General features: G+C 63.0%; 15 protein-coding genes and 3 pseudogenes. 8 read left to right on the top strand and 10 right to left on the bottom strand.

The features are described 5' to 3' along the window. Nucleotides 1-46 precede the first annotated feature (46 nt). The 7 genes and pseudogenes from dps (at nucleotide 47) to GE253_RS21585 (ending at nucleotide 11,720) form a co-directional block, all read left to right on the top strand. Entirely contained in the window at nucleotides 47-526 is a 480-nt protein-coding gene (dps, locus tag GE253_RS21615; RefSeq protein ID WP_153206211.1) for a DNA starvation/stationary phase protection protein Dps, read from the top strand. Next, nucleotides 523-981, top strand: coding sequence for a response regulator (locus GE253_RS21610; RefSeq protein WP_153206210.1), 459 nt, complete (start codon nucleotides 523-525; stop codon nucleotides 979-981). The genes dps and GE253_RS21610 overlap by 4 nt, the downstream gene beginning before the upstream one ends. 58 nt (nucleotides 982-1,039) lie before the next feature. Next, nucleotides 1,040-1,321 (top strand): hypothetical protein, encoded by a 282-nt coding sequence (locus GE253_RS21605; RefSeq protein WP_153206209.1) that lies wholly within the window; start codon nucleotides 1,040-1,042, stop codon nucleotides 1,319-1,321. Further along, nucleotides 1,318-1,635, top strand: coding sequence for a hypothetical protein (locus GE253_RS21600; RefSeq protein WP_211101541.1), 318 nt, complete (start codon nucleotides 1,318-1,320; stop codon nucleotides 1,633-1,635). Before GE253_RS21605 ends, GE253_RS21600 begins: the two co-directional genes overlap by 4 nt. Before the next feature lie 89 nt (nucleotides 1,636-1,724). Next, nucleotides 1,725-10,190 (top strand): glucoamylase family protein, encoded by an 8,466-nt coding sequence (locus GE253_RS21595; RefSeq protein WP_153206208.1) that lies wholly within the window; start codon nucleotides 1,725-1,727, stop codon nucleotides 10,188-10,190. A 133-nt stretch (nucleotides 10,191-10,323) separates the two neighbouring features. After that, nucleotides 10,324-10,509 (top strand): annotated as a pseudogene (locus GE253_RS21590) (transposase); the annotation flags it as partial. Between the two features lie 64 nt (nucleotides 10,510-10,573). Further along, nucleotides 10,574-11,720 (top strand): annotated as a pseudogene (locus GE253_RS21585) (IS3 family transposase). 107 nt (nucleotides 11,721-11,827) lie between these two features. Here GE253_RS21585 and GE253_RS21580 read toward each other — a convergent pair. The 6 genes from GE253_RS21580 to GE253_RS21555 form a co-directional block, all read right to left on the bottom strand. Continuing rightward, nucleotides 11,828-13,135: a hypothetical protein gene (locus tag GE253_RS21580; protein WP_153206207.1), complete on the bottom strand. Its 1,308-nt coding sequence runs from the start codon at nucleotides 13,133-13,135 to the stop codon at nucleotides 11,828-11,830. 109 nt (nucleotides 13,136-13,244) lie between these two features. After that, on the bottom strand, nucleotides 13,245-14,015 hold the full coding sequence (locus GE253_RS21575; RefSeq protein ID WP_153206206.1) for a hypothetical protein: 771 nt from the start codon (nucleotides 14,013-14,015) through the stop codon (nucleotides 13,245-13,247). Nucleotides 14,016-14,068: 53 nt separating this feature from the next. Next, nucleotides 14,069-14,524 (bottom strand): DUF6152 family protein, encoded by a 456-nt coding sequence (locus GE253_RS21570; protein WP_153206205.1) that lies wholly within the window; start codon nucleotides 14,522-14,524, stop codon nucleotides 14,069-14,071. A 599-nt stretch (nucleotides 14,525-15,123) separates the two neighbouring features. Next, a complete protein-coding gene (locus GE253_RS21565) occupies nucleotides 15,124-16,359 on the bottom strand; it encodes a hypothetical protein (RefSeq protein ID WP_153206204.1) in 1,236 nt (411 codons plus the stop codon). Between the two features lie 206 nt (nucleotides 16,360-16,565). Next, the gene (locus GE253_RS21560; RefSeq protein ID WP_153206203.1) at nucleotides 16,566-17,708 is read right to left on the bottom strand and encodes a DUF4185 domain-containing protein; all 1,143 of its coding nucleotides are present in this window, start codon (nucleotides 17,706-17,708) and stop codon (nucleotides 16,566-16,568) included. 327 nt (nucleotides 17,709-18,035) lie between these two features. Continuing rightward, the gene (locus GE253_RS21555; protein WP_153206202.1) at nucleotides 18,036-20,405 is read right to left on the bottom strand and encodes a TonB-dependent receptor; all 2,370 of its coding nucleotides are present in this window, start codon (nucleotides 20,403-20,405) and stop codon (nucleotides 18,036-18,038) included. Between the two features lie 604 nt (nucleotides 20,406-21,009). Here GE253_RS21555 and GE253_RS21550 point away from each other — a divergent pair. Continuing rightward, nucleotides 21,010-21,920, top strand: a pseudogene (locus tag GE253_RS21550) (IS3 family transposase); the annotation flags it as partial. 234 nt (nucleotides 21,921-22,154) lie between these two features. Here GE253_RS21550 and GE253_RS21545 read toward each other — a convergent pair. The 4 genes from GE253_RS21545 to sufD are packed head-to-tail and all read right to left on the bottom strand — an operon-like array spanning nucleotide 22,155 to nucleotide 25,564. Then, a complete protein-coding gene (locus GE253_RS21545) occupies nucleotides 22,155-22,523 on the bottom strand; it encodes an iron-sulfur cluster assembly protein (protein WP_247878801.1) in 369 nt (122 codons plus the stop codon). A gap of 9 nt (nucleotides 22,524-22,532) precedes the next feature. Next, a complete protein-coding gene (sufU, locus tag GE253_RS21540; RefSeq protein WP_153206201.1) occupies nucleotides 22,533-22,997 on the bottom strand; it encodes a Fe-S cluster assembly sulfur transfer protein SufU in 465 nt (154 codons plus the stop codon). Between the two features lie 12 nt (nucleotides 22,998-23,009). After that, nucleotides 23,010-24,263, bottom strand: coding sequence for a cysteine desulfurase (locus GE253_RS21535; RefSeq protein ID WP_153206200.1), 1,254 nt, complete (start codon nucleotides 24,261-24,263; stop codon nucleotides 23,010-23,012). Continuing rightward, complete coding sequence (gene sufD / locus GE253_RS21530) at nucleotides 24,260-25,564, bottom strand: Fe-S cluster assembly protein SufD (protein WP_153206199.1); 1,305 nt, start codon at nucleotides 25,562-25,564, stop codon at nucleotides 24,260-24,262. The genes GE253_RS21535 and sufD overlap by 4 nt, the downstream gene beginning before the upstream one ends. Between the last annotated feature and the right edge of the window lie 2 nt (nucleotides 25,565-25,566).

Below are 25,566 nucleotides of genomic sequence, written 5' to 3'. Positions count from 1 at the left end.
TTCTATCCATCATTTATGATCAGGATCGACGGCAGGAGTGATGACCATGCATCAAACGAACAACACCCTATCCGAAGCTGTTCGGGTTCGATCCGTCGAACTGCTGAACCGTCACTTGGCGGCCGCCATCGATTTGCACGCCCAGGTCAAGCAGGCGCATTGGAATGTCAGAGGCCCTGCCTTCAATGTGGGGCATAGGCTGTTCGACAGCACCTCCGTCAAGATCGAAGTCTATACCGACTTGATCGCAGAACGGGCCGGCGCCTTAGGCGGCACCGCACAGGGCAAGGTGCAGGCGGCCGTGGAACAGTCCTTCCTGGCACCCTATCCCCTGGGTTTGTCGGATGTCCGCCATCATGTCATCGCCTTGTCCAGGGCGATAACCGCCTTCGGCCGATCAGCGCGGGAGGCCGTCGATCTCTCCATCTCCCATGGCGATCCGGATACCGCCAACCTGTTCACTGAAATATCGAGAAACATGGGCCGGCAGCTGTGGCTGGTCGAAGCCCATGCGATGCCGTCTTGACGATGGCCGACCGACAGAGCCCGGACCCGTTGCCTCCCGATCCCCTGGCCCGATGGGATAATGAAGGCGGCGCCATCCCCAAGGCGATGGACACGGCCAGGAGCCTGCGCATTGTGATCGCGGAGGATGAACCCCGGATCGCGCTGCAACTGTCCACCCAACTGCACGCGATGGGACATGAAATCTGCGCCATCGTTCAGACCACCGGCCAGGCCATCACGGCCGCGCATCGTTTGCATCCGGATCTGATCATCATGGACGCCCATCTGCCCTGTATCCCGGCATTCATCGGCACGGCACCGATCCTGCGAGCACTGTTGGTTCCGCGCCTGTTCAATGACGGCATTCCGCTGCCCCGGTCTTTTCTGCCACCGGATGCGGTCGTGATCCGCAAGCCGTTCCGCGCCACACATCTTGCCCGGGCCATTCGGCAGGCCATGGATAAGGCAGCGTAGGTGCGAAACAACCGCCGGTATGCACCACCACCCGTCTTCAAAATGGAAGGATCAGCCAATGCCCATCCGTACGACGGAAATGACGGTTACGTTCGAACGTCCCTTTGCCCTCGCCTCGTTCGACAGGCTGCTGCCGGTCGGGATGTACCTTCTGGAAATCGATGAGGAAGAGATCAGCAGCCTGTCCTTTTCCGCCTACCGGCGCACGTCGGCAAGGCTCCATACGCCTGCCATCGGCGTTCTCAGTTCCATTCGCCAAGTTCTTCCCATTGATACAAGAGAATTGGAGGCAGTGCTCAAGGCCGATTGCGCACCCATAATTCTTCCTGCCGGAGAATGACACTTATCATGCAATATCTTGGCGGCCTTAGCGGGGCGGGCACCCTGATCTGCGGCGACGAGCTGATCGCCCCGGTCGAGTATGATTTCGAAGGCTTTCTCGAACTTTCCGGGCAGGTGGTCTGTGCCGGTGAAATCCGGCTGGCGCCGGAAACCCTGCGGGAGGTATTCGGACGCCGGGACCTGTGCCTGCGAACGGCTGACGGACGATGCCTTAGCCTGCGATTCTCCGACAAGCGCCAGCGGCCGCCTGACGATGCTGTCCATGTCGATGTCGGCGGCGACCTGCCAGTCCCGTCGGATTGGCGCCACTGATCACTCGCCGGCACGGCATGCGCTTGTGTCGTTTCCAACCCGAGGCCTGCCGCCCTGACATCAGGGCGCCCCGGGCGGGAGAAGTACCGATGATGCCCACCCTTCGCCGTATTCTGGGGCCGCGGCCGCCGGCCCCGCCCTGGACGGACCCACGGCCCGTCCGCGAGGAACTGTTCGGCATCGAGCGGCTTGAACAGCATGCCGGCACCCTGGCCACCGCCCAGGCCGTGACCAACAGCCCACCTGCCGTCCTGTCCCTCCATGCCAGGCTGGACGACAATGCCCGCGTGTTGCTGGCGGCCTATCGTGCCGGTGCCTTGGAACTGGAGGCGGGCCGGGGCGTGGTGCCCGCCGCCGAATGGCTGTTGGACAATTACCATCTGGTGGAAGAGCAGATCCGCGAAATCCGCGATGACCTGCCGCCGGGATATTACCGCCAGTTGCCCAAACTGGCCGGCGGCCCGTTCGCCGGATATCCAAGGGTGTTCGAGGTCGCCTGGGCCTTCGTCGCCCATACCGACAGCCATGTCGATCCCGACAGCCTGCGCCGCTTCATCGCCGCCTACCAGCGGGTCCAGCCGCTGACCATCGGCGAGCTTTGGGCGGTTGCCATCACCCTGCGCATCGTGCTGATCGAAAACCTGCGCCGGTTGGCAGACCAGATCACCACCGGTCGCCAGGACCGAGCCGAGGCCGGAACATTGGCCGACCGCTTGCTGGCCGCGGACTTCACCGGCCCCATCCCCGATATCAATCTGGGCCCGCTTTCCGAACGGTTCGCGGCCCAGCTTGCCAAGCGGTTGCGCGATCAGGATCCCCGAACCACCCCGGCCCTGGGCTGGCTGGAGGAACGGTTGGCGCGGCAGGGCACCAGCATGGAGGAGGTGGTGCAACATGCCCAGCAGCGCCAGGGCGCCTCCAACGTCACCGTGCGCAATGTCATCACCAGCATGCGGCTGATCTCTGCCATGGACTGGGCCGAACTGGTGGAGAGCGTGAGCCTGGTGGATGCGCGGCTTCGTGCTGAAAGCCCGTTCGCGGCCATGGATTTCCCGACGCGCAATCTGTATCGCAGCGCCATAGAGCAATTGGCCCATGGTTCGCCCCACAGCGAACTGGATGTTGCCGGGGCGGCGCTGATGGCTGCCGCGATGGCATCGGCTACCGGTGGCGGCGAAGCGGAACGACGGTCCGATCCCGGGTACCATCTGATTGCTGGTGGCCGGCCGGCACTTGAACGCCGTATCGGCTTCCGCCCCCCGCCCCGGCTGTGGATCAGCCGGTTCAATGTCCGGCTGGGCATGGCGGGCTATGTCGGCTCCATCCTGTTCGTCACCGGCACGCTGCTGGCGGCAGCACTCTGGGTGACGCTGCCGCCCGATGCAGGTATCATCCTGCCGCTGCTGCTGGTCCTGGCCGCCCTTCTGCCGGCGACCGAACTGGCGACGACCCTGGTCAACCGGGCGGTTACCTGGAGCTTCGGGGCCGTGACCCTGCCAGGCATGGACCTGGCCGGTGGGATACCGGCATCCCTGCGCACCCTGGTCGCCGTGCCGACCCTGCTGACCGGCGAGGCCGACCTGCGCGAGCAGATTGAGCGGCTGGAGGTGCATCATCTGGCCGGCGGGCGTGGTGACCTGACCTTCGCCCTGCTGACCGACGGGGTTGATAGCGACCGCGAGGTGCTGGACGGTGACGCCGCCCTGCTGGCACTGGCCGCAGCCTCCATCGCCCACCTGAACAGCCGCCATGGGCCGGGGCCCGCCGGCAAGCGTTTCCTGCTGCTGCATCGCCACCGCCGGTTCAACCCGTCCGAAGGCTGCTGGATGGGATGGGAACGCAAGCGCGGCAAGCTGCATGAGTTGAACCGGCTGCTGCGCGGCGCCACCGATACCAGCTTCATGGATGTGGACGGTCGGTCGCCTTCTGTGCCCACCGATGTGCGTTATGTTATAACCCTAGATGCCGATACACGCCTGCCTCGTGACGCGGCCCTGCGTCTGGTCGGCAAGATGGCTCATCCGCTGAACCGGCCATTGTTCGACGAAGCCGACCAGCGCGTCAGCGGCGGCTATGCCATCCTGCAGCCGCGCGTCACGCCGTCGCTGCCGCTGGGGCGCGAGGGATCGGCCTATCAGCGGGTATTCTCCGGCCCCGGCGGCATGGACCCCTATGCCGCCACTGTGTCCGACGTCTACCAGGACCTGTTCGGCGAGGGGTCTTACACCGGCAAGGGCATCTATGACCTGGATGCGTTCGAGGCGGCGCTGGCTGGCCGGGTTCCGGAAAACAGCCTGCTGAGCCATGATCTGTTCGAGGGCAGCTTCGCCCGCGCCGGGCTGGCATCGGATGTCGAGGTGGTGGAGGAATTCCCGTCCCGCTACGACGTCGCCGGCAAACGCCAGCATCGCTGGGTCCGGGGCGACTGGCAATTGCTGCCCTGGATCTTCGGGCGGCGGACGGGCCCCCATGCCATGCCCGCCACCGGGCGCTGGAAGATGCTGGACAATCTGCGCCGGTCGCTGCTGGCGCCGGCTGGCATCGCCACCCTGTTCCTGTGCTGGCGGCTGCCCCCGCCGGCCGCGACGGCGGGAACACTGCTGCTGCTGGCAGCACTGGCCGCCCCCGGCTTCCTGCCCGCCGCCTTTGCCCTGCTGCCCCGGCGCCGCGGCATCCGGCTGCGCGCCCACATGGAGGGGCTGAGCGCCGACCTGCGGCTGGCGGCATTGCAGGGCCTGCTGTCGGTCGCTTTCCTGGCCGACCAGACCTGGCGGAACGCGGATGCCATCATCCGCACCCTGACCCGGCTGTTCGTCAGCCGTCGCCACCTGCTTGAATGGACGACCGCCGCACAGTCGACGGGCAGCCCGCGCCTGGACCTGCGCGGGTTCTACAGGCAGATGGCCGGGGGTGTGGCGCTAGGACTGGCGATGCCGGCGGCTTCCATCCTGCTGGCACCGGCCAGTTGGCCGCTGGCCATGTGCTTCGCCCTGCTCTGGCTGGTGGCACCCACCATCGCGCTGCATGTCAGCCGGCCGGCCGTTTTGACGCCGGAACAGGCGCTTACGGGCGACGATGGCGATACTCTGCGCCTGATCGCCCGGCGCACCTGGCGGTTTTTTGAAAGCTTCGTGACGCCGCCCGACAATATGCTGCCGCCGGATAATTTCCAGGAAACGCCCCGGCCCGTCGTGGCCCATCGCACCTCGCCGACCAACATGGGCCTCTACCTGCTGTCCACCGTCGCCGCCCGCGATTTCGGTTGGACCGGCGCACTGGAAACCATCGAACGGCTGGAGACGACCCTGGCCACGATGCAGGGGCTGGCCCGATTCAGGGGCCATTTCTTCAACTGGTATGACACGCAGGATCTGCGCCCCCTCGACCCGGCCTATATCTCCTCGGTGGATAGCGGCAATCTGGCCGGCCATCTGATCGTGCTGGCCAATGCCTGCACGGAATGGACCGATACGCCCATTCCGGCAGCCATTTCCCGCCAGGGCCTGGCGGACAATCTGTCACTGGCCAGGCAGGCCCTGGCCACCCTGCCCGCCGCCGGCGGTGATCGCGGAAGCCTGCTGGCCGGCGGCCTGACGGAGATCGGTACCTTGCTGGCCGGTTCGCTCTCGCTTGATATCCTGGCGCCCGCCCTGAAACGCCTGGGTGACAAGGCGGCAAGGCAGGCGCGCGACCTGCTGCCCGCGAGCGGGGATGACGCTGCCGCCGACCTGCTGTTCTGGGTGGAGGCGCTGGGCAAAACCCTGGCGGAGCAAGCCCGCGACCGGGTTTCAGGCGAAACGGGGGCCATCCCGTTGCGCGACCGCCTGCTGCGGCTGGCGGAAATGGCCCGCGCCCTGGCGCTGGGCATGGATTTCGCCTTCCTGCTCGACCCGGAACGCAAGCTGCTGTCTATCGGCTATTCCCTGCCTGACAACCGCCTGGACCCGAGCTGCTATGACCTGCTGGCCTCTGAAGCGCGGCTGGCCAGCCTGTTCGCCGTGGCCAAGGGTGACGCGCCAACCAGGCATTGGTTCCGGCTGGGCCGGACAGCCGCCCCCATCGGCAGCGGCTCGGCCCTGATCTCTTGGTCGGGATCGATGTTCGAGTATCTGATGCCGTCCCTGGTGATGCGCGCACCCCTGGGCAGCCTGCTGGAACAAACCAACCGCCTGGTCGTCGACTGGCAGCGCTCCTATGCGCAGGCCCTGGGCATTCCGTGGGGCATCTCTGAATCCGCCTATAACGCGCGGGATCTGGAATTCACCTATCAATATTCCAATTTCGGCGTGCCCGGCCTGGGGTTGAAGCGCGGCTTAGCGGAAAACCTGGTGATCGCCCCCTATGCCACGGGTCTGGCCAGCATGGTCGATGCCCATGCTGCGCGGCGCAATTACGATAGGCTGGCCGCCCTGGGCGCCAATGGCCGCTACGGATTCTACGAGGCGGTGGATTTCACCCGCACCCGCCTGCCCGAGGGCACGGATCTGGCCATCGTGCGCAACTACATGGCCCATCACCAGGGCATGACCATCGTCGCCATCGCCAATACCGTGCAGGACGGGCGGATGCGCGCCCGCTTCCACCGCGAGCCGATGATCCAGGCCTGCGCGTTGCTGTTGCAGGAGCGCATGCCGCGTGACGTGCCCATCGCCCCGCCCCGTGCCGAGGAGGTAAAGGCCACGGCAAGCGAGGCCGGCGGTGCCGCACCGGTGGCCCGCCGCGTGGCGCCCCTGTCGCCCGGCGGCCCGGTGACGCACCTGCTGTCGAACGGGCGCTATGGCGTCATGCTGACCGCCACGGGCGGCGGCTACAGCCGCTGGCGCGACATCGCCATCACCCGCTGGCGCGAGGATGCCACCCGTGACAGCCATGGCAGCTTCATCTTCCTGCGCGATTGCTATGGCGGCGGGCTGTGGTCGGTCGGCGCGCAGCCGCTGGGTCCGACGGCGGACGAGCAGGAGGTGCTGTTCAGCGAGGACCATGCCGATTTCATCCGCCGCGACGGCGGCCTGACCACACAGATGACCGTGCTGGTCTCCAGCGAGGTGGATGGCGAGGTGCGCCGCGTGTCGCTGACCAACAGCGGCCGACGCCCACGCCGCATCGACCTGACCTCCTATGCCGAACTGGTGCTGACCGGCCAGGCGGCCGACATCGCCCATCCCGCCTTCGCCAAGCTGTTTGTGCAGACCGAGCATCTGGCCGAATTCGGCGCATTGGTCGCCACCCGCCGGCCGCGCGCGCCTGACGAGCCCCAGGTCTGGGCCGCCCATTTCGCCGTGGTGGAGGGCGAACCGGCGGCCGAACCGCAATATGAGACCGACCGGGCACGGTTCCTGGGCCGCAGCCGGGCCATCGGCTCGGCCATGGCGCTTCAGGATGGGCATCATCTGTCCAATAGCGTCGGCACGGTGCTGGACCCGGTCTTCGCGCTGCGCCAATGCGTGCTGGTGCCACCGGGCGGGGTCGTCAAAATATCGTTCTGGACCCTGGTCGCCGCCACGCGCGCCGAGCTTCTTGACCTGATCGACCAGCATCACGACCGCAACGCCTTCGACCGGGCGCGGACCCTGGCCTGGACGCAAGCCCAGGTGCAGCTGCGCCATCTGGGCGTCGATGCCGCCGAGGCCGCCGATTTCCAGCGGCTGGCCGCCCCCATCCTCTATGCCGATCCGCGTTTCCGGGCCCCTTCCGATGCGATCCTGCGCGGCATCGGCCCGCAATCGGGCCTATGGCCGCACGGCATCTCCGGCGACCTGCCCATCGTCCTGCTGCGGATCGACGATGTGGAGGATATGGACCAGGTTCGCCAATTGCTGCGGGCGCATGAATATTGGCGCATGAAGCGGCTGGCCATCGATCTGGTCATCATCAATGAACGCGCCTCCTCCTACATCCAGGATCTGCAGATCGCCATCGAGACGGCGGTGCGCCGCAGCCAGTCGCGTCCCCGCCATGGCACGGAATTGGCCCAGGGTGCCGCCTACACGCTGCGCGCGGACCTGTTGAGCGTGGAGGCCCGAGCCCTGCTGTCGGCCGTGGCCCGTGTCGTGCTGGTGGCAAGGCGCGGCCCCTTGGCCGGACAGTTCGACCATCTGCCGGCCCTGCCGGCCCGCGTGCCGCTGCCTCCTCATTGCCAAACGCCAGCGACGCCAGCACCAGCCCCGTCGGGGTTGGAATTCTTCAATGGGCTGGGCGGTTTCGACAAGGATGGGCGGGAATATGTCGTCACTCTGGACGGGGTACGGACGACCCCGGCCCCCTGGATCAACGTCATCGCCAATCCGGGCTTCGGCTTCCAGGTGTCGGCCGATGGCAGCGGCTATTGCTGGGCCGGGAACAGCCGGGAAAACCAGCTGACCCCATGGTCCAACGATCCCGTGGCCGATCCGGCCGGCGACGCGATCTATATCCGTGATGAGGTGACGGGAGACCTGTGGTCCGCCACGGCCCAGCCGATCCGCGACGGCGGCACCTATATTGCCCGCCACGGCTTCGGCTATAGCCGGTTCGAACATCAGGCCAACGGCATCGCGCTGGATCTGCTGCATTATGTGCCGACGGACGATCCCGTCCGCATCTCACGCCTCAGCCTGCGCAACCTCTCCGGCACGCCCCGCAAATTGTCGGTCACCGCTTATACGGAGTGGGTGCTGGGCACGTCGCGCGGGGCATCGGGCCCCTTCATCACCACGGAAATCGATGCGGCCACCGGTGCGTTGCTGGCCCTTAACCCGTGGAGCACGTCGTATTCCGGCCGCGTCGCCTTTGCCGACCTGGGTGGACGGCAGACAGCATGGACGGGCGACCGGACCGGGTTCCTGGGCCGTGACGGCAGCATGGCGGCACCAGCGGCGCTGTTGGGCCGCAATGCCCTGTCCGGTCGCGTCGGCGGCGGCCTCGATCCCTGTGCCGCCCTGCAGGGCGTGGTAGAACTGGGCATCGGCGAGACGGTGGAGATCGTCTGGCTGCTGGGCCAGGGTGGCTCGGCGGCGGAGGCGCGGGCGCTGGTCCTGAAATACCGCGCCGCCGACCTGGACGCCGTGCTGGCCGGGGTGACGGCGCAATGGACGCGACTGTTGGGCGCCGTCCAGGTCACCACGCCCGACCGGGCCATGGACATCATGCTGAACGGCTGGCTGCTGTACCAGACCATCGCCTGCCGGGTCTGGGCGCGCTCCGCCTTCTACCAGGCCAGCGGCGCCTACGGCTTCCGCGACCAGCTTCAGGATGGTATGGCGCTCAGCCTGGCGCAGCCGGAGGAGACGCGGCGCCACCTGCTGCGCGCCGCCGGCCGGCAATTCATCCAGGGCGATGTCCAGCATTGGTGGCTGCCCCATTCCGGACAGGGCGTGCGGACGCGGATTTCTGACGACCGCGTCTGGCTGGCCTATGCCACCGCCCAGTATGTCACCGGTTCCGGCGACCATGCCGTGCTGGATGAGATCGTGCCCTTCCTGGACGGGCCGCCCCTGGCACCCGGCGAACATGACGCCTTTTTCCAGCCGATGGCGGCCGACGAGACGGGGTCTCTGTTCGAGCATTGCGCCCGTGGCCTGGACCAGTGCCTGGACCTGACGGGCGCGCACGGATTGCCGCTGATCGGCACTGGCGACTGGAATGACGGCATGAACCGCGTCGGGCAGGAGGGCCGGGGCGAGAGCGTCTGGCTGGGCTGGCTGCTGCTGCGCACCATCGCCCTGTTCGCCCCCCTGGCTGATATCCGTGATCCGGGTCGGGCGGAACGCTGGCGGGCGCATGCCGACCGGCTGCGCGACGCTGTGCAACGGGAGGGCTGGGACGGCGCATGGTACCGCCGCGCCACCTATGATGACGGCACCTGGCTCGGCTCCAGCGACAGCGCGGAATGCCGGATCGACAGCATCGCCCAGTCCTGGGCGGTGTTGTCAGGGGCGGCCGACCCGGCGCGGGCAGCAACAGCCATGGCATCGCTGGACAGCGAACTGATCCACCGGGACGAGGGGCTGGCCCTGCTGTTCACGCCGCCCTTCGACCAGACGCCGCACGATCCCGGCTATATCAAAGGCTATCCGCCGGGCCTGCGCGAGAATGGCGGACAATACAGCCACGCCGCCATGTGGGCGGTGCTGGCCTTCGCCAAGCTAGGCCAAGGGGACAAGGCCGCCGATCTCTTCGCCCTGCTGAACCCGATCAACCATGCCCTCACGCCCCAGGCCGCCGACCGCTACAAGGTGGAGCCCTATGTCGTGGCGGCTGACATCTATTCGGTGGCCCCCCATGCCGGACGTGGCGGCTGGACCTGGTACACCGGCTCGGCCGGATGGATGTACCGCGCCGGGATCGAAGGCATCCTTGGCATCCGTCGAGAGGGAGAATATCTGCTCATCGCCCCCTGCCTCCCCGCCGCCTGGCCGGGCTTCACCGCCACCGTCATCGTGGCGGGCACCCGATGCGATATCCAGGTGGAAAGGGGGGACGGCACCAGCCTTGACGGCGCGGCGATCACCGGAACAGCCGACGGTATCCGCGTTCCGCTGGATGGGATGAAGCATATCCTGCGGATCGCCTGCTGAGTTGGCCGGCGGGGCTGGCAACACGATTTGAACCCGCAAAAATAACTTATTGATTATAATGAATATAGAGCTGGTCCCCCGTGAGCGGACAGTTTGCTAAGCTTGTTTTGCCCTTTTTTGAAGGACGACCGACATGACGGGACAGAGGAAGCGATATTCAGCTGATTTCAAGGCGAAGGTGGCACTGGAGGCGATCCGGGGCGAGTTGACGATGGCGCAGCTTGTGTCGCAGCACGGTGTTCACCAGACGATGATCAGCGCTTGGCGCAAGCAGGCGATCGAGGGGATGGCGGCGTTGTTTTCCGGCAGGGCCGAGGCCGACCTGCTCCCTGGAAATGTCTCCGTCGTAAAGTAGAGTCCCTCCGACCGAGGAGGGCTATTTGATGAAGAAGAGCCGTTTCAGCGAGGAGCAGATTATCGGGATTCTGCGGGAGCAGGATGCTGGTCAGAAGACGGCGGATATCTGCCGGCGACATGGGATATCGGAGGCGACATTTTACGCCTGGAAATCGAAATATGGCGGGCTGGAGGTGTCGGAGGCCAAGCGCTTGAAGGGCTTGGAGGATGAGAACAGCCGCCTGAAGAAGCTGCTGGCCGAGGCGATGCTGGACAACGCGATGCTGCGCGAGGTGGCGGGAAAAAAGTGGTAAGGCCCACCGCGCAGCGCCGGACGGTTGCCCATCTGCGGGCGACGTTCGGGGTCAGCGAGCGGCGGGCCTGCGCTGTGTTCTGAAGGTGCATCGCCGGACGATACGTTACCGGTCGCGTCGCCCTGATGACGGTGTCTTGCGGCAAAGGCTGCGGGACCTGGCATCGGAGCGGCGGCGGTTTGGCTACCGGCGTCTGGGATGTCTGCTGGCCCGGGAGGGGATGGCGGTGAACCATAAGAAGCTGCTGCGGATTTACCGGGAGGAAGGGCTGGCGGTGCGCCGGCGACGGGGCCGTAAACGGGCACTGGGCACACGGGCGCCGATGAATGTGCCCCAGGGCCCCAACCAGCGCTGGAGCCCGGATTTCGTGTCGGATGCGTTCAGCGACGGAAGGCGGTTCCACATCCTGGCCGTGGTGGATGATTTCTCGCGCGAATGCCTGGCCCTGGTGGCCGACACCTCGCTGTCCGGCAAGCGGGTGGCGCGGGAGTTGGATACCCTCATCGCCACACGCGGCAAACCGCTGATGATTGTCAGCGACAATGGTAGCGAGTCCATTTCCAGGGCGATCCTGGCTTGGACGCAGACCAACCGGGTCGAATGGCATTACATCCAGCCCGGCAAGCCCACCCAGAATGCATTCGTGGAAAGTTTCAACGGACGCTTGCGCGATGAATGCCTGAATGAAACCCTGTTCCACGGCCTGCGTCACACCCGACAGGTGCTCGCCGACTGGCGGGATGACTACAACAATGTTCGACCCCATTCCACCCTGGGCGGGATGTCCCCCGCCCAGTTCGCAACGTTCAGGACCGGGGGCATGCCCCCGGTCCTGAACGTCAATCAACCCCAATACCAAACCAGAGGACTCTGCTTATAAACGGTGATGTTTTTGGGGAGCAGGTCAAATCACCTCAAGCAGGTCACGTGCATCGTGACAAAATAGTAAAGTCATTTCTGGCTTCCCTTAACATCATAGCCGCCAAACTATGGTTTCAAGCCATTGTCAACGGGACCTGAGTTCTGGGAACTATTGTTTACCGATGTTTCCCAAATCTGGAGGGAATTGATCGGTCGGGCGATTAAAAGCAAATTTCCATAGCTCTGACTGAACATCGTGCGCACCTGATACAGGGCTTCAAACGATCTTAGACTTCCCCCTACCCGCTGCCTAAGTTCCTCGATCGTGCTGGGGTTGGTAACGATGCCGACCATTTGGTTGACACCAGCATCGCCCGTGCCGGAAATGATCAGGATCTGATTGCCCGAAGGCCCCGGAATGCTGGCTATATAGCCATAGTCGCGCCGAGGGATGATCCGGTCGGCCAATAGATAGGGACTGTCGGACAGGAACTGCCGGCCGGACGGCTTATCGACTAGCTCGTAACAAGTGGCCCCGCAGTCGAATTGCGAAGCATGGAAAAGCGGGTTTTTCAGCAACGGATTAAGTGCGTCGAGGGCACCGACATAGACGATATTCGGGGCTTTTAACATATCGGGGTCGAGCGCCGACGCTGTCACGGCAACGGGCTGATAATCCTTGAGATAGGACCATAGCGTGCTGATCGAACCCACAATGTCCGAACTCACCGCATAGAGATCCTCGTTTCTGAGGCTGCCCCTTTCGCTCGCCGTTTTGGCGACATATTCATAGAAATCATCGACGGAATCGATGGTTGGATCCCGGATGACTTCCTCGACCCCTTTGTCATTCGGCTCCCTGACAAACAAGAAATAGTCGCCGATGACGATGAGGATTTTTTTCTCCTCAAGCGACTGCCAGAGTGTCGGTTGGTCAGCGGGGCCCCCGAAGCTGACGGTGTCTCTGAAAAGAAGCCAGACCAAGGCAATATTCGCTAAAAGCAGGATGGAGGCGGCCACCGAAATGGTTCGGCCATGGCGCGATCCTAAGCGTCTGTCTTCGGCTGGTGCCTCTGCATCATGGATTGGAGCATCTGGTGATTTGAGAATGAATCCGTACTCGCCCTGCGGAATGACGAGGCGTTTCCCGGGCTTGTCCGCATAATAGAGATCTAGTTTTTTGCGGAGGCGATAAATGCCGACGCGTACCTGCGACCCCTGGATGCCCGAGGCGGCGAAACTCCCCGGAAAAACCTCAATGGCGATCTCCGTTTCCTTGGGTCGCCGCCCCTCGATCGACTGCTGAAGGAGAAAATCGAAAAGACGCAGAAGGATCTCGGATCGATTGGAGGCGATGAAACCCCGCACTTCGCGCGCCTCATCGGCAAGGGCGTGCGCAGTTGTATCGGGAGCCGAGTTGCTGATGGTCATCATTCGCCTTTTCGGTCTGGCTCCGGCGGCACCCTGGTTGTTAGTGGCGCGGCACACCAGCGTGGGGGATGGAGCGCCGCGAGACTATGAAACGCCCCAAGATCGTTGCGGCTCAATTCACCTTAACGGACACGGTACCGTCGGGGTTAAACACCGTAAGGCTGGCATCGCAAACATATTCACCGATGCGGTATTTGTCATTGCGCTTGTACTCGTAGGTGAAACGATACGGCGTCTTGAGATAGCTTGGATCCTCGATCGAGATGTCCAATTTCAGCATATCCGGCTTGGTCAAGGTGTAGTGCTCGGTAATGGTCATCGCATCGCTATGGGGAATTTCGAAGAACCTGACGTCCGTCTTCACGCCGCGGGTCTTCACGACGAGCGTGTTGCCATCCCAATGGGCGGAGGAGAAGCCGTAATAGGAGGGTGCAAGGTCATCGGGCGCCGGGAATGGCTGATCGATATAGATGCGGCGCGTTTGCATGAAAATCTCGGCCAGCACTGTGATCTGTCCCGGAGTCTGGAGGATCTGGATGGGATAGACCGCCTGCATGATGGTCGGCATACCTTCGGGCAGACAGCGTGTACTGTTGTCTACGAGCGGCGTTCCGGCATCCAACGCCGCTTGGCGTTTGGCCGCTTGAGCCTTCCACTGGCTTGCATAGGGGTCTTTCAGGTCAGGCCCGTTACCGGGTGGTTGAAGATCCTCGAAGCCTGTGTCCCCTTCCGGAAAGGGGCTGGGATAACGCTCCCAGACGCCGGTGATATTGGGTTCCTGGATTGTACCAGCCGGGGTCGTATCCGCCATAGCAGTGTCGACGATCCACAACAGACAAATGGTAAACGCAAGAGCAAGTCTCGCTATATCCTTGAAGCTCAATTTAGTATCCTCCCTTGTCCTTTTTTATTCTGACACGGGGTTGCAAGCATCGGTCACCACGCTGTCAACTTCTGGCCGTCAGACAGGGTCGCGGCTTTAAGCGCCCCGCCCGGGTCACCATTGCGTAGCGGAAAAAACACGACGTCGATTTTGTCACCCCCCTTGAGCGTATTGAACTTCCAGCCCAATCCTCCCATGTTGGAGATGCTGCCGCATTCCAGCATGTAGGTCGTCGTGTCATTTCGGACGATGACAAAAACGTGTGGATTTGCCCAGGTGTATTGAACCACCGTCACGTTCTTGAGTTCGGACAATTTATTCTGGTCAAACATAGCGAAGGAATGATGCGCCATGGCAGGCTCGCTGATGGCGGCAACGCAGATGCCCAACGCCAGAGCAAACTTTCCTATTCCATACATCTGAGAACTACTCCTGTCTAGCGATACAAGGCGCCGTTCTGAAGCGGCGTGGTGCCCGATCGCGGCGTTGCGGCAGCGCTGGCTGTCCATCCGATCCATTCGTGGCCAATCAAAAATAGCGGCGGCGAAAGGCCAGAAAATCGAGAATCGGTTGTGAAACGGCTCCTCACGTGTCGTGTAACATCGCGTGCGTCGCATTTTTCCTACAGCTTCGCCTTGGAACGGAGTGCGCCCCTTGGGGGGTGGAGCACGGCGGGTATAAGAGATTAACGGTGATATCGGCCCTTGCGGGAGTAGGGCCGTGGCGAAGCACCGAGTTCACGGCTTGGGCGAAACGGCATGGCATCTGCCGCAATCTGATACCAAGCTGCCAGATGGCAGCGCCCGGCGCATGAGGAAACGCAAAATCTCCCCGGATCGGTCACGATCAAGGGAGATTGGTATTTGTCTGCCCGCGATCGGATCGCCCAAAGGCGAAAGCAGGCGAATTCGACGAGGAGGTTGAGGCGTCGAACATGCTGGCGGAATACGAAGGCCGGATCGCCGCGCTGGAACGGCTGGAGCATGACCTGCAAGCCCGGCACCGGCAGCGCTTCTCGTCGGCACGACAGACAGCGACCATGACGAGCCGATTTCCACAGCTCGAATCACGCCCTCGCCTCGGACAGAAGATCAAATATCAACAGGCCCTAGTGAGCAGCGGTCTTCGGCGTTTTTAGCGGTCGCGCGATCAAAAGGCTCGTGTCAAATATCAAGCCCCCGGTGGTGCGGATAAGATAGAGCGCCTCGAACGCCGCCGCGTCATGCGTCTGCCGGGCCAACAGGTCAAGTTCACGCTTGTCTGATACAAGCTTGATCATCTGAGACAGTCCGACATCTTCGACGCCGGAGATGACAAGTATCCGGTTGCCCGACGGCCCGGGGTAGCTGGCGACATAACCATAATCACGACCGTAGGACTGCTCAATCGGATGCGTAGCGTCCAGGCTCTGTGCGGACTGTGCCGTAAATACCTTGCCCGAAGGTATGTCCTTCAGCTCATCGAAACTCTTTCCAGGGGTGAAGCCGGACATTTGGAGAATAGGGGACCATAACGTCTCCACCTGTGCGAAATAGTCGATAAATATTATGTCGTTCGAATCAATCACGTCCTGCGAAAGCTGCGACACCGGGGTGATTGTCGGAATACCACGATCGGCACGCAGGGCCGAGACCAACGACAAGATCGCCGCCGCTCCGGTGGCAACGCGCGCCGGCACCCGGCGAATGTCGCGATCGTGCAGCTTGCTGAAGTCGTCGGGATGCATCGTCAGATAATTGTCGAGATCCCGTCCCGACTGGATCAAACGATTCATGATAAGGCGCCGTGGCTTGCCATCGGGTCCGTTTTCCACAACCATGTAGAAGTCGCCAACCGCGATCACAGGAAGCCGCTTGTGCGCAGCGATCTGCCTCCAAAAGGCTGTCTGCGAGAGGGCCGATGGGCCGTGGCTCAGTTGTCCGAAAATGAAAAGCGCGATCCACGCCAGCACGTTCACCGCGAATATGATCGCAAGGGTACGCCAAGCCGCACTTCGGACAGGTGGCGGGTCGGGAGGAGGTACGGCTTCTTCCCGCGCATCCTCAGACCCAGGGGTCAAGATCAGGCGATATTCCCCTTTGGGGATCTGCAAGCGAGGCCCGCTTTTTCCCGTATTGAATTGGTCCAGCCGCGCGCGGAGCCGGGACGCATTCGCTCGAACCGTCGAATCCTGCGAGGTATCGAGGTCCGCGCTTTTGCCGAACACGGCCATGGCGATTTCGATTTCTTTGGGCGCCCGATCATCAGCCGAATGCTCCAGGAGATAGTCGAACAACTGCATCAGGGTCCCCGTGCGACGTTGGCCCAGCAGCATCGCCCGGAACTGAGAAACCTCGGCAGCCATCAGCGCACCGTCCTCATCCTCAGACGGATCAGGTGTCGCGGAAAGGCTTGTACGCGCCGCGACTACCGGCGGGACAGTCCTACCCCTCCCCATCCAGAGTACCAATCCGCCCCCCTTGTTCAAATAGTTTGGCCATCACTGCAATAAGGCTGGTGCAACAGGGGTCTATCGTCAAGCGACACCGGGCATAGCCTAGATTTGTTCTGTCACCCTACATCAAGGTCGACACGCTGGGCGTTGAATGAATAGCCTGGCATGGCTTTCCGCGTAAGGCCGGATGAGATAATGGCGGCTTCCTCGGGGGTTCTTGGGGGCGCATTGCCGGCACGGTCCATATCTCCGCTGAATTCGCGGATTCCCTTTAGATCGGCCCAGACAAGCCAGAAAGATTTACCGTCTGGCGCGATCCATTTGGGCGCGATCTGGGGTGAATATGCCCGTGCGGCGGGGTCGCCACCCGGCGTCCAGGCGGCCTCCTCATGCACCTGACGCCACGGCCCCCAGGGTGTCGCGGAAATCCAGAAGCCCAAATAGCTGGGCTTGGCGAATTCAGTGCCATCGGGTGCGCAGCCTGTTCCGGCGCTGGCCATCATGTACAAATCCAGGGGCTCGTTATAGACCACGCTCGGCAACCACGTTTCAACGACGATATCGCCGGGGAAAAGATTGGAGTGGTTGACCCAGCCACGCGGAAACACATGGACCGGTCTTCGCCCAGCAATGTCCGCCACCCACCGCGCCGAGCCATTGTTCCTGATCCCCCCGAAGAATTCATAAGCGCTGCGGTCCAGTATCCGGCCGATGGGCACCCGGAACATCACCAGTTCGTTCATCAAGCCGTCGATATTGCCGTTGGGGCCATACACGTAAATATACCCGTCGCGGTTCGCGCGGTAATCCCGGCCCATCTGGAGAACGGAAAGCAGCGAGAAACATCCGTTCAGCTCGTTGAAAAAGACTAGCCGTTTATGTGATTGTTCTTTCCATCCCTCCCATCTGACAGGAGAGATACCATCCTGATTGCGCCATGACCGCCCGCTGTCATCGGATTGAATGAGCTTGGCCGCCATCCAGCGGCGGGGCCGCTCCTCCGCCCGATCCAGCGCACTCAGAAACTGGTATACATGGCCGCGTACGGCCAGCAGGCCATGGCCGTGATAATGAGGAGCGTCCTCCGCCTCGCTAGCCTCATCGACATTCGGATAAGCCGCGACCAAACTCACTTGGGCGTTGGTCGGGTCGCCGCCAATGCTCCACAGGGATCTCTTAAAGACTCTCGTGGGAGGATCGAGCCAGCCTGATCCGTCATTGACGACCACAAACTGCCGGTCGTCTGCTCCCCAACTCATCTTGTAGCCATCCCCGAGACTGGGCAGCCTCAATATCGTTTCATCTCGCCGCCGCAGGGACCGGACGGTAGCCGAAACGCCCTGCGAAGGGCGGAATGCTGCCCATGCTCCCGCGCTGGGCAGCATCTGCGCTGCCATGCCCATTGCCAGGCCCCGTACCAGGAAATCGCGTCTTTGTGGCATACAAGATCACTCCGCAATCAAGGCGTTCGTCGCCCTGCGAAAATCGGAAGGTCTTTCCAGTGGGGCAAGCAGCCTCCCCTGACCGCTTGCCCCAGACAGTCAAGCCGGCGACCTCGGAATTCAAGACGCCGCCAAGCCTGATCCTCAGAAACTCTGCTGGAATTGCACACCGAACTGGCGTGGGCGGCTGACCACGCCACGGGGGTAGCGTTCATAGTTTCCGTCACCAAGAAGCTTCTGACGCTCAAAACCGGCGGCAGGCTGGTCGCCAAAGTTCAGGCGCTCATCAAGCAGATTCTTGACATAGAATAAGATCTGGGACTGTCCGAAACTCACGCCGATATTGCCGTTGACCATATTAAACGCCTGCCGCGTCACAAAGCCGCCGCTGCCAGTCGGAACATCGACGGAGCCGGTATAGCTGTAGTCAGCCGCAATAAAGAGCTGACGGTCGTGACTGAGATCCACCTGGTAAAGTCCAGATATGGTCCCGCTCCATTGCGGAACCTGGGAAAGGGGACTGTTCGCGGGTTGCGGCAGCACGCCGGGTTCCAGCAGAACCCCATCGGTATAGCCGAGCCCGACCATGATCGAGAAAGGTACTCCGGCGAAGGGACGGCCAGAGACCTCCATTTCGCCGCCCCGGATGCGCGCCTTACCCGCATTCGTCGTGACGGACAGGGTGCAAGTGGGCAAGTAAACCGATTGCTGGATGTCGGACCAGTCAACTTGAAAGACCGCCGCCGACGCGGAGAGCCGGCCCTCTGCCAGCAGGCTCTTGATTCCGGCCTCATAGCTCCACAGCGTGTCGGATCGATATTGCCGCAACGCATCGCTATTCAGGCCCAAACGCGCGACGTCGGCCGAACAAAGATCCGCCGGAAGGGATTGCTGCGCGCCTCCGACCCTGAAGCCCTTGGACACCGAGGCATAGATATTGCCCTGCTTGCCCAGCTTATAGGAGGCCACGGCTTTGGGAATGAGCCCCGACTCGCTGTTCGCCTTAGCCGGCTGATAGGATGACCCCTCGGGTAGGAAGACGAATCCGTAGTCGGTGGATTCGTCGGTCTTCTGATTCATCCAATATTGCCGCAAGCCTGCCGTGACGGTCAGCTTCGGGATGATCTCATAATATAATTCGCCGAAAAGCGCCGTGTCGTTGCTGTGCCTGAGCTGGGTACTGGCGGCGAGATTGGACGGATCAAAGCCCGCTGCGGCCAGCGCCGGAATCGGAGTAACCGGCACTTTGTCTCGGAAGTTCCGATGTTGGTAGAACACCCCGGCAACGCCGGAAAGATGCGGCAATAGCGTGCCGTCATCGACGAAAATGCGACTTTCGTGCGTGAACCGCGTCTGGTTATGGTGGCTGTCCTGGTAAATGGGTGTATTGCCAAAGTTGATCCCCGTGGCCTGGGTAAGGTACAGGTTGCTCCCCTCGGTGTCGTCTTCCCGCTCGTTGATCCGGCGTGCGAAATAGCTGGTGGAAGAAGCTGCGGAGAAACCGTCTCCGGCATAGTTCAGGACAAACGACCCGATACCCCAACGGTCCCGGGAATATTCCTGCACGTCCTGGGCGCGATCCACCTTGTAGGACAAGGGTTTATAATCGGGATAAGGCACGTAGGCGGCCGGAAAGCCGTGCAAATTGCTTGCCTGGCCCATGGCACTGATGGTCGCCTCCACCTCATCCGACAGCTCGGCCCGCAGCGTGAGCGAAGCCGCATAGGTGTCGTTGCGACCCTGCCCATCCTTGGAGACGAGATTACCCGACGCATCGGGAAATCGGCGCGTGATGAAGCCGGAATCACGCGTATTGGCAATGGCGACATCGAGGCCGAGCCGACCAGGAGCAAGCACGATATTCGCCACGGCATTGCCCTCATAATCGAGACCACCGCCTTCGGTTCTGCCGCCCTGCACCTGCACTTCGCCCGAATTCTCGGTCAAAGAAGGCTTCCGGGTGATGAAACGAACGTTGCCACCCATGGAACTGGCACCGAACAGGGTTCCCTGAGGGCCCTTGAGCACTTCGATGCGATCGAGGTCCAGTGTCAGCGGACTGACCGACGAGGGCACCGGCGTGTCATTTATATAGTAGGATGTTGTCTCACTGCCGGCGACGCCGCGGATGGTCGTCTGGCGGCTGCCGCTCCACAACAGATCCGCTCCCTGACCATACTGGAAGGTCAGGTTGGGAACGCGGGTGGCATAATCGACAAAATTCTGAATATTCTGCGTCTTTAGATAATCGGACGAGTAAGCGGTGATGGAGGCCGGAACATCCAATGCCTTTTCATCCTTCCGCCTGGCCGACACGACGATCTCGACGAGCTCATCGAGTCCAGCGCTACCATCATTCTGCCTCAGGGCCTGCTCTTGTGCATAAGCCACGCTTGTGGGCGCGGATAAGACGGAACAGGCGAGAAGCATCATGCGCAAGGATACGGAATTTTCTCGTTCATTTGGACTCTTAGCTCCGAACTCCCAAATAATCCGGCTTTTTGGGACTCTCATGACGTCTCGCCTCCTGTTTTGAAATATAATTATTAGTTAACAAGCGCCACCGCTCCTGGCCGGCGCTTGTCGTGGTCCCGAGCCTCGACACCGCCATTGTTTCAAAATAGCAACAGTTGCGTCATTTTTTGCGTAACTATTGCCATAACGATGCCATGGTTACCCGCTGGCCACCCTGGTGGCTACCGAGGCTAAGACGCGACCGGGACGCTCGAAACTGCCCGGAAACGTTCCGATTGGACCCTGTAACGTTGTCTGGCGACGCCCGTACGCGTAGTGCAGCGCCCCAAGTGCAGTTCCGGGACACCGCGTTAAGGCAGCCGCGGGGGGAGCAGCTGGCAATCTCCGTGACCGCAGGCATACCGCCTGCCGGGGGCATTACTGTTCGCCTTGCGCCATTTTTGCGTAATTGATGGCTTAACAATGCCACGGCTACCTAGTGGCAGCCCTGGTGGCTACCCAGGCCAAGACGCGTCCGGGACGATGAAACCGCCCGGAAACGTTCCGATTGGACCCTGTAACGTTATCCGAGGACGCCAGAGCTGGTCCCCCGTGAGCGGACAGTTTGCTAAGCTTGGTTCGGCCTTATTGAAGGACGACCGACATGACGGGACAGAGGAAGCGATATTCGGCTGATTTCAAGGCGAAGGTGGCACTTGATGCGATCCGGGGCGAGTTGACGATGGCGCAGCTTGTGTCGCAGCACGGTGTTCACCAGACGATGATCAGCGCTTGGCGCAAGCAGGCGATCGAGGGGATGGCCGCGTCGTTTTCCGGCAAAGCCGAGGCCACTCCAGTTGTTGATGCGGTCGAGATCGACCGGCTGCACGCCAAGATCGGTCAGTTGGTGGTGGAACGGGATCCCGGATCGGGTCCGGGACAAGCTTTTTGCGCAAGGCCTCCGGTCGATGAGCGCCGGTCGGAGGCGGGAGATGGTGGATCGATCCCATCCCGGCTTGTCGGTTGTCCGGCAATGCGCGCTGCTGTCGATCAGCCGGTCGTATTATTACGGGCCGGTACGGGGCGAGAGTGCTGAGAACCTGGCGCTGATGCGCTTGATCGATGCCCAGTTCCTGGAGACGCCCTGGTATGGCAGCCGGCAGATGACCCGCCATCTGCGGCGCCAGGGTCACGTCGTCAATCGTAAACGGGTGCGCCGGCTTGATGGGCCGGATGGGGTTGGCAGCCATCTACCAACGGCCGAAGACCAGCGTTCCCCATCCCGAGCACAAGATCTGGCCCTACCTGCTGCGGGATCTGACCATTGACCGGCCGGACCATGTCAGGTGTACGGACATCACCTACATTCCCATGCGGCGGGGCTTCCTGTACCTGATCGCCGTGATGGACTGGGCATCGCGTAGGGTGCTGGCCTGGAAGCTATCCAACAGCATGGACATCGATTTCTGCCTGGAGGCCCTGCAGGAGGCCATGGCCGGCCACGGCAAGCCCGAAATCTTCAACACCGTCCAGGGCGGACAATTCACCAGCCCGAGGTTCACCGGCATCTTGACCGAACAAAAACTGTCCGCTCACGGGGGAACAGTTCTACCTCCATCAGACCCTAATTTTAGGACGATGGCTCTCCACTTTTTTCCAGGGCAAGTCCATCGCCCGGATCGGACGCAACGGATGCGCCGCCGGAACACGCGCCTCGCCGCTCACATACAAAAACAGGCTGTCACTGCGAACGTCGCTCCCGCACAACGTCCCCCTCCCCCACAAAAACTCAACGGAATCGAAAGCCTGTTAGATCAACCCCAGTTCCAGCCGGGCGCTTTCCGACATGCGGTCCTGCGACCAGGGCGGATCCCAGACCAGATCCACCGTCACCAGCGTGACGCCCGGCACCAGGGAGACTAGGTGCTGTACTTCCGCCGGCAGGGCGGAGGCGACGGGACAGGCGGGCGTCGTCAGGGTCATCTCGATATGGACCATGCCGTTCTCACGCATCTGCACGTCATAGATCAGACCCAGATCGACCAGATTGACGGGAAGTTCCGGGTCACGAATGGTGCAGATCGCTTCCATCACATCGGCCTTCAGCGCCGCTGTGTCGAAGACGCGCCGGACGGGCATATCCTGGTCGATGTCGTATTGCGGGCCGGCGATATCCATCGTCCCCTCCTATTCCGTCTTGACCGGGGCAGACAGGCCGCCGCCCTTCACCGCCGCGTCCAGCGTGTGCCAGGCCAACGTCGCGCATTTGACCCGGGCGGGATAGGCCTTGACCCCGGCGAGCGGCTGCAGCCGCTCGCCATCCTCTGCCAGATCGGGCGGCAGTTCGGCACCATCGCCCTTGGTCACCGTGTCATGGAAATGGCCGAACAGGGTCGATGCCTCCGCCAGGGTCTTGCCCAGGACAATCTCCGTCATCAGCGAGGCCGACGCGGTGGAAATGGCGCAGCCCTTGCCTTCAAAGCTGACATCGGCGATCCGGTCGCCGTCCAACCGCAGGAACACGGTGACCTTGTCGCCGCACAGCGGGTTGTGGCCATGGGCCAGATGATTGGCATCGGTCAGCACGCGGAAGTTCCGGGGATGCCGCCCGTGATCCAGGACAATGTCCTGATAAAGATCGCGCAGGTCCATCTTTCTCCCCCTTCAACAGCCGAACAGTTTCTGCGCGGCGCGCACCGCCGCCACCAGCGCATCGACATCGGCCCTGGTGCTGTAAACCCCGAAGGAGGCGCGGGTGGTGGCCGGCAGGCCCAGCCGGTCCATCAGCGGCTGGGCGCAATGATGCCCGGCGCGCACGGCCACGTCATACTGGTCAAAGATGGTGGCCAGATCGTGGGGATGGATGCCATCGACCAGGAACGACACGGCCCCCAGCCGTTCGTCCCCGGCGCCGACCAGACTGACGCCGGGCACATCGCCCAGCATCGCCTCCGCATAGCGGGTCAGGTCCGCTTCATGGTCGCGGATGGCATCACCGCCCAGCCCGGTCATGAAGTCCAGCGCCAGGGCCAGACCGATGGCGCCGGAAATGTCGGGCGTCCCCGCCTCGAACCGCTGCGGCCCATCCTGATAGGTGGTCTCCTCAAAGCAGACGGTGCGGATCATGTCCCCGCCGCCCTGCCAGGGCGGCATCGCGTCCAGCAGCCCCTCGCGGGCATAAAGCGCACCGATCCCCGTGGGGCCATAGCATTTATGGCCGGAGAAGACATAGAAGTCGCAGCCCAGTGCCCGCACATCCACGGGCAGGCGCGGCACCGCCTGACACCCGTCCAGCAGCACCCTGGCGCCGGCCTCATGGGCCAGCCGCACGATGTCAACCACCGGCACGACACAACCGCTGACATTGGCGACGTGGGTAACGGCCACCAGTCTGGTGCGCGGCCCCAGCAGGCGGGCAAAGGCCACCATGTCCAGCCCGCCCGTGGCGTCGATGGGCACCACGACAAGCTCGATACCCAGGCGCTGGCGCAGCATCTGCCAGGGCACGATGTTGGAATGATGTTCCAGTTCCGACACCAGCACCTGATCGCCCGGCTTCAGGAAGGCCGGTCCCCAGCTCTGGGCCACCAGATTGATCCCTTCCGTGGCACCGCGCACGAAGACGATTTCCGACGCGGCAGCGTTCAGGAACCGGGCCACGGTTTCCCGCGCGGCCTCGTACCGCTGCGTGGACCGCGCGCTCAGGCGATAGACGCCGCGATGCACATTGGCATAGTCGCCGCGATAAAATTCGGCCAGCCCGTCAATGACGGCGACCGGCTTCTGCGCGCTGGCGGCCGTGTCCAGGAAGACCAGACCGGGGTTGCGGGCGAAGATGGGGAATTGCTGGCGCAGTTCCTCCGGATCGAACGCCGGTGCCGCCGCCGGCGTGGCGCGTTCCTTCAGCAGCAGGTTCATCCCAGCCCCCCTTCCCCGCCCAGCCAGCGGGCAAGATGCCGGCGCAGCAGCGCTTCCACCTCTCCCTCCAGTCCGGCGGCATCGATCACTTCGGCGGCAAACGCCGCCACCAGCATGGACCGGGCCGTCACCGGATCGATGCCACGGGCCTGGAGATAGAACAAAGCCGCCTCGTCCAGGCTGCCCACGGTGGCACCATGGCTGCATTTGACGTCGTCGGCGAAAATCTCCAATTCCGGCTTGGTATCGACGCGGGTTGACGGGCTCAGCAGCAGGTTGCGGTTCAACTGCCTTGCATCGGTGCCGTCGGCCCCCGGCCGCACCGCGACCGTACCCAGGAACACGCCGTGCGCGGCCCCTTGCAGCACGCCCTTCACCACCTCTTCCGTGCGGCAGTCAGGTACCTTGTGGTCGGCCCGCACGGCCAGCGTCGCTTCCTGTCCGCCATCCAGCAGATAGGCCCCGTGCAGGGTGAAGACGGCACCGGGCCCGGACAGCGTGACCTGCATGTCACGCCGGGAAAGGCTGGCCCCCGTGATCAAGGCAAAGGTCCGGTACCGGGCCCGGCTGCCCAGTTCGGCTGTCAGCAGGCTGGTATGGGCCGCATCCGCGCCCTCGCCTTGCACATGCACATGGGTCAGTTCCGCATCCGCCCCCAGGGTCACGTCGATGACGGCATTGGTCCAGCCATTGCCGTCGCCGGCGGCGGTTTCCACCAGCGTGGCGCGAGCCCCGTCGCCCAGCATGACCCGCAGCCGGGGATGCGCCGACACCTGGGTGTCGCCCGTGCTGTAATGGATGATCTCCACCGGCATTTCCAGCACCGTTCCCGGTGCCAGCACCAGCACGGCCCCGTCGGTGAACAGGGCGGCGTTCAGGAAGGCAAAGGCATTGCCATCGGCACCGAACGCCATGGCCGCCACGTCGGGACGCCGCAGCACCGTCTCCGCCAGGGGGGCCAGCCACACCCCGTCCGGCAGGGTGCCGATGGTGGACAGGGCCGGTTCGAAGCGGCCATTGACCAGCACCAGCCGATGGGTTTTACCCGCCAGACGCCAGGGTTCCAGCAGGTCCGCCGGCAGCGGCGGGGCGCCATCCAGGCTGGGCAGGCGCGGCTGCGCCGTCAATTGTTCCAGGTCAGTGAAGCGCCAGGCCTCCTGCCGGCGGGTGGGAAAGCCCAGATCGGTGAACCTCTCCATTCCCGCCTGCCGCTGCGACCGCAGCCAGTCCGGCTGGTCCGTCCCGGCCAGCAGATGGCGGTAGGCTTCCTGGAAGGGGGCACTGTCATCGGTGATCAGCATGG

It is taken from the genome of Niveispirillum sp. SYP-B3756 (assembly GCF_009495745.1).
GTDB lineage: Bacteria > Pseudomonadota > Alphaproteobacteria > Azospirillales > Azospirillaceae > Niveispirillum.
This window is presented reverse-complemented; position numbering and strand designations above follow the sequence as displayed.

Coding starts and splice junctions, on each gene's coding strand:
- GE253_RS21565 (WP_153206204.1), bottom strand. CDS start 16,359: ATGGCTGCCGAGGTTTCTCAGTTCCGGGCGATGCTGCTGGGCCAACGT.
- GE253_RS21545 (WP_247878801.1), bottom strand. CDS start 22,523: ATGGATATCGCCGGCCCGCAATACGACATCGACCAGGATATGCCCGTC.
- GE253_RS21580 (WP_153206207.1), bottom strand. CDS start 13,135: ATGATGACCATCAGCAACTCGGCTCCCGATACAACTGCGCACGCCCTT.
- GE253_RS21555 (WP_153206202.1), bottom strand. CDS start 20,405: ATGAGAGTCCCAAAAAGCCGGATTATTTGGGAGTTCGGAGCTAAGAGT.
- sufU (WP_153206201.1), bottom strand. CDS start 22,997: ATGGACCTGCGCGATCTTTATCAGGACATTGTCCTGGATCACGGGCGG.
- sufD (WP_153206199.1), bottom strand. CDS start 25,564: ATGCTGATCACCGATGACAGTGCCCCCTTCCAGGAAGCCTACCGCCAT.
- dps (WP_153206211.1), top strand. CDS start 47: ATGCATCAAACGAACAACACCCTATCCGAAGCTGTTCGGGTTCGATCC.
- GE253_RS21600 (WP_211101541.1), top strand. CDS start 1,318: ATGACACTTATCATGCAATATCTTGGCGGCCTTAGCGGGGCGGGCACC.
- GE253_RS21570 (WP_153206205.1), bottom strand. CDS start 14,524: ATGGACAGCCAGCGCTGCCGCAACGCCGCGATCGGGCACCACGCCGCT.
- GE253_RS21595 (WP_153206208.1), top strand. CDS start 1,725: ATGATGCCCACCCTTCGCCGTATTCTGGGGCCGCGGCCGCCGGCCCCG.
- GE253_RS21560 (WP_153206203.1), bottom strand. CDS start 17,708: ATGAGTTGGGGAGCAGACGACCGGCAGTTTGTGGTCGTCAATGACGGA.
- GE253_RS21535 (WP_153206200.1), bottom strand. CDS start 24,263: ATGAACCTGCTGCTGAAGGAACGCGCCACGCCGGCGGCGGCACCGGCG.
- GE253_RS21605 (WP_153206209.1), top strand. CDS start 1,040: ATGCCCATCCGTACGACGGAAATGACGGTTACGTTCGAACGTCCCTTT.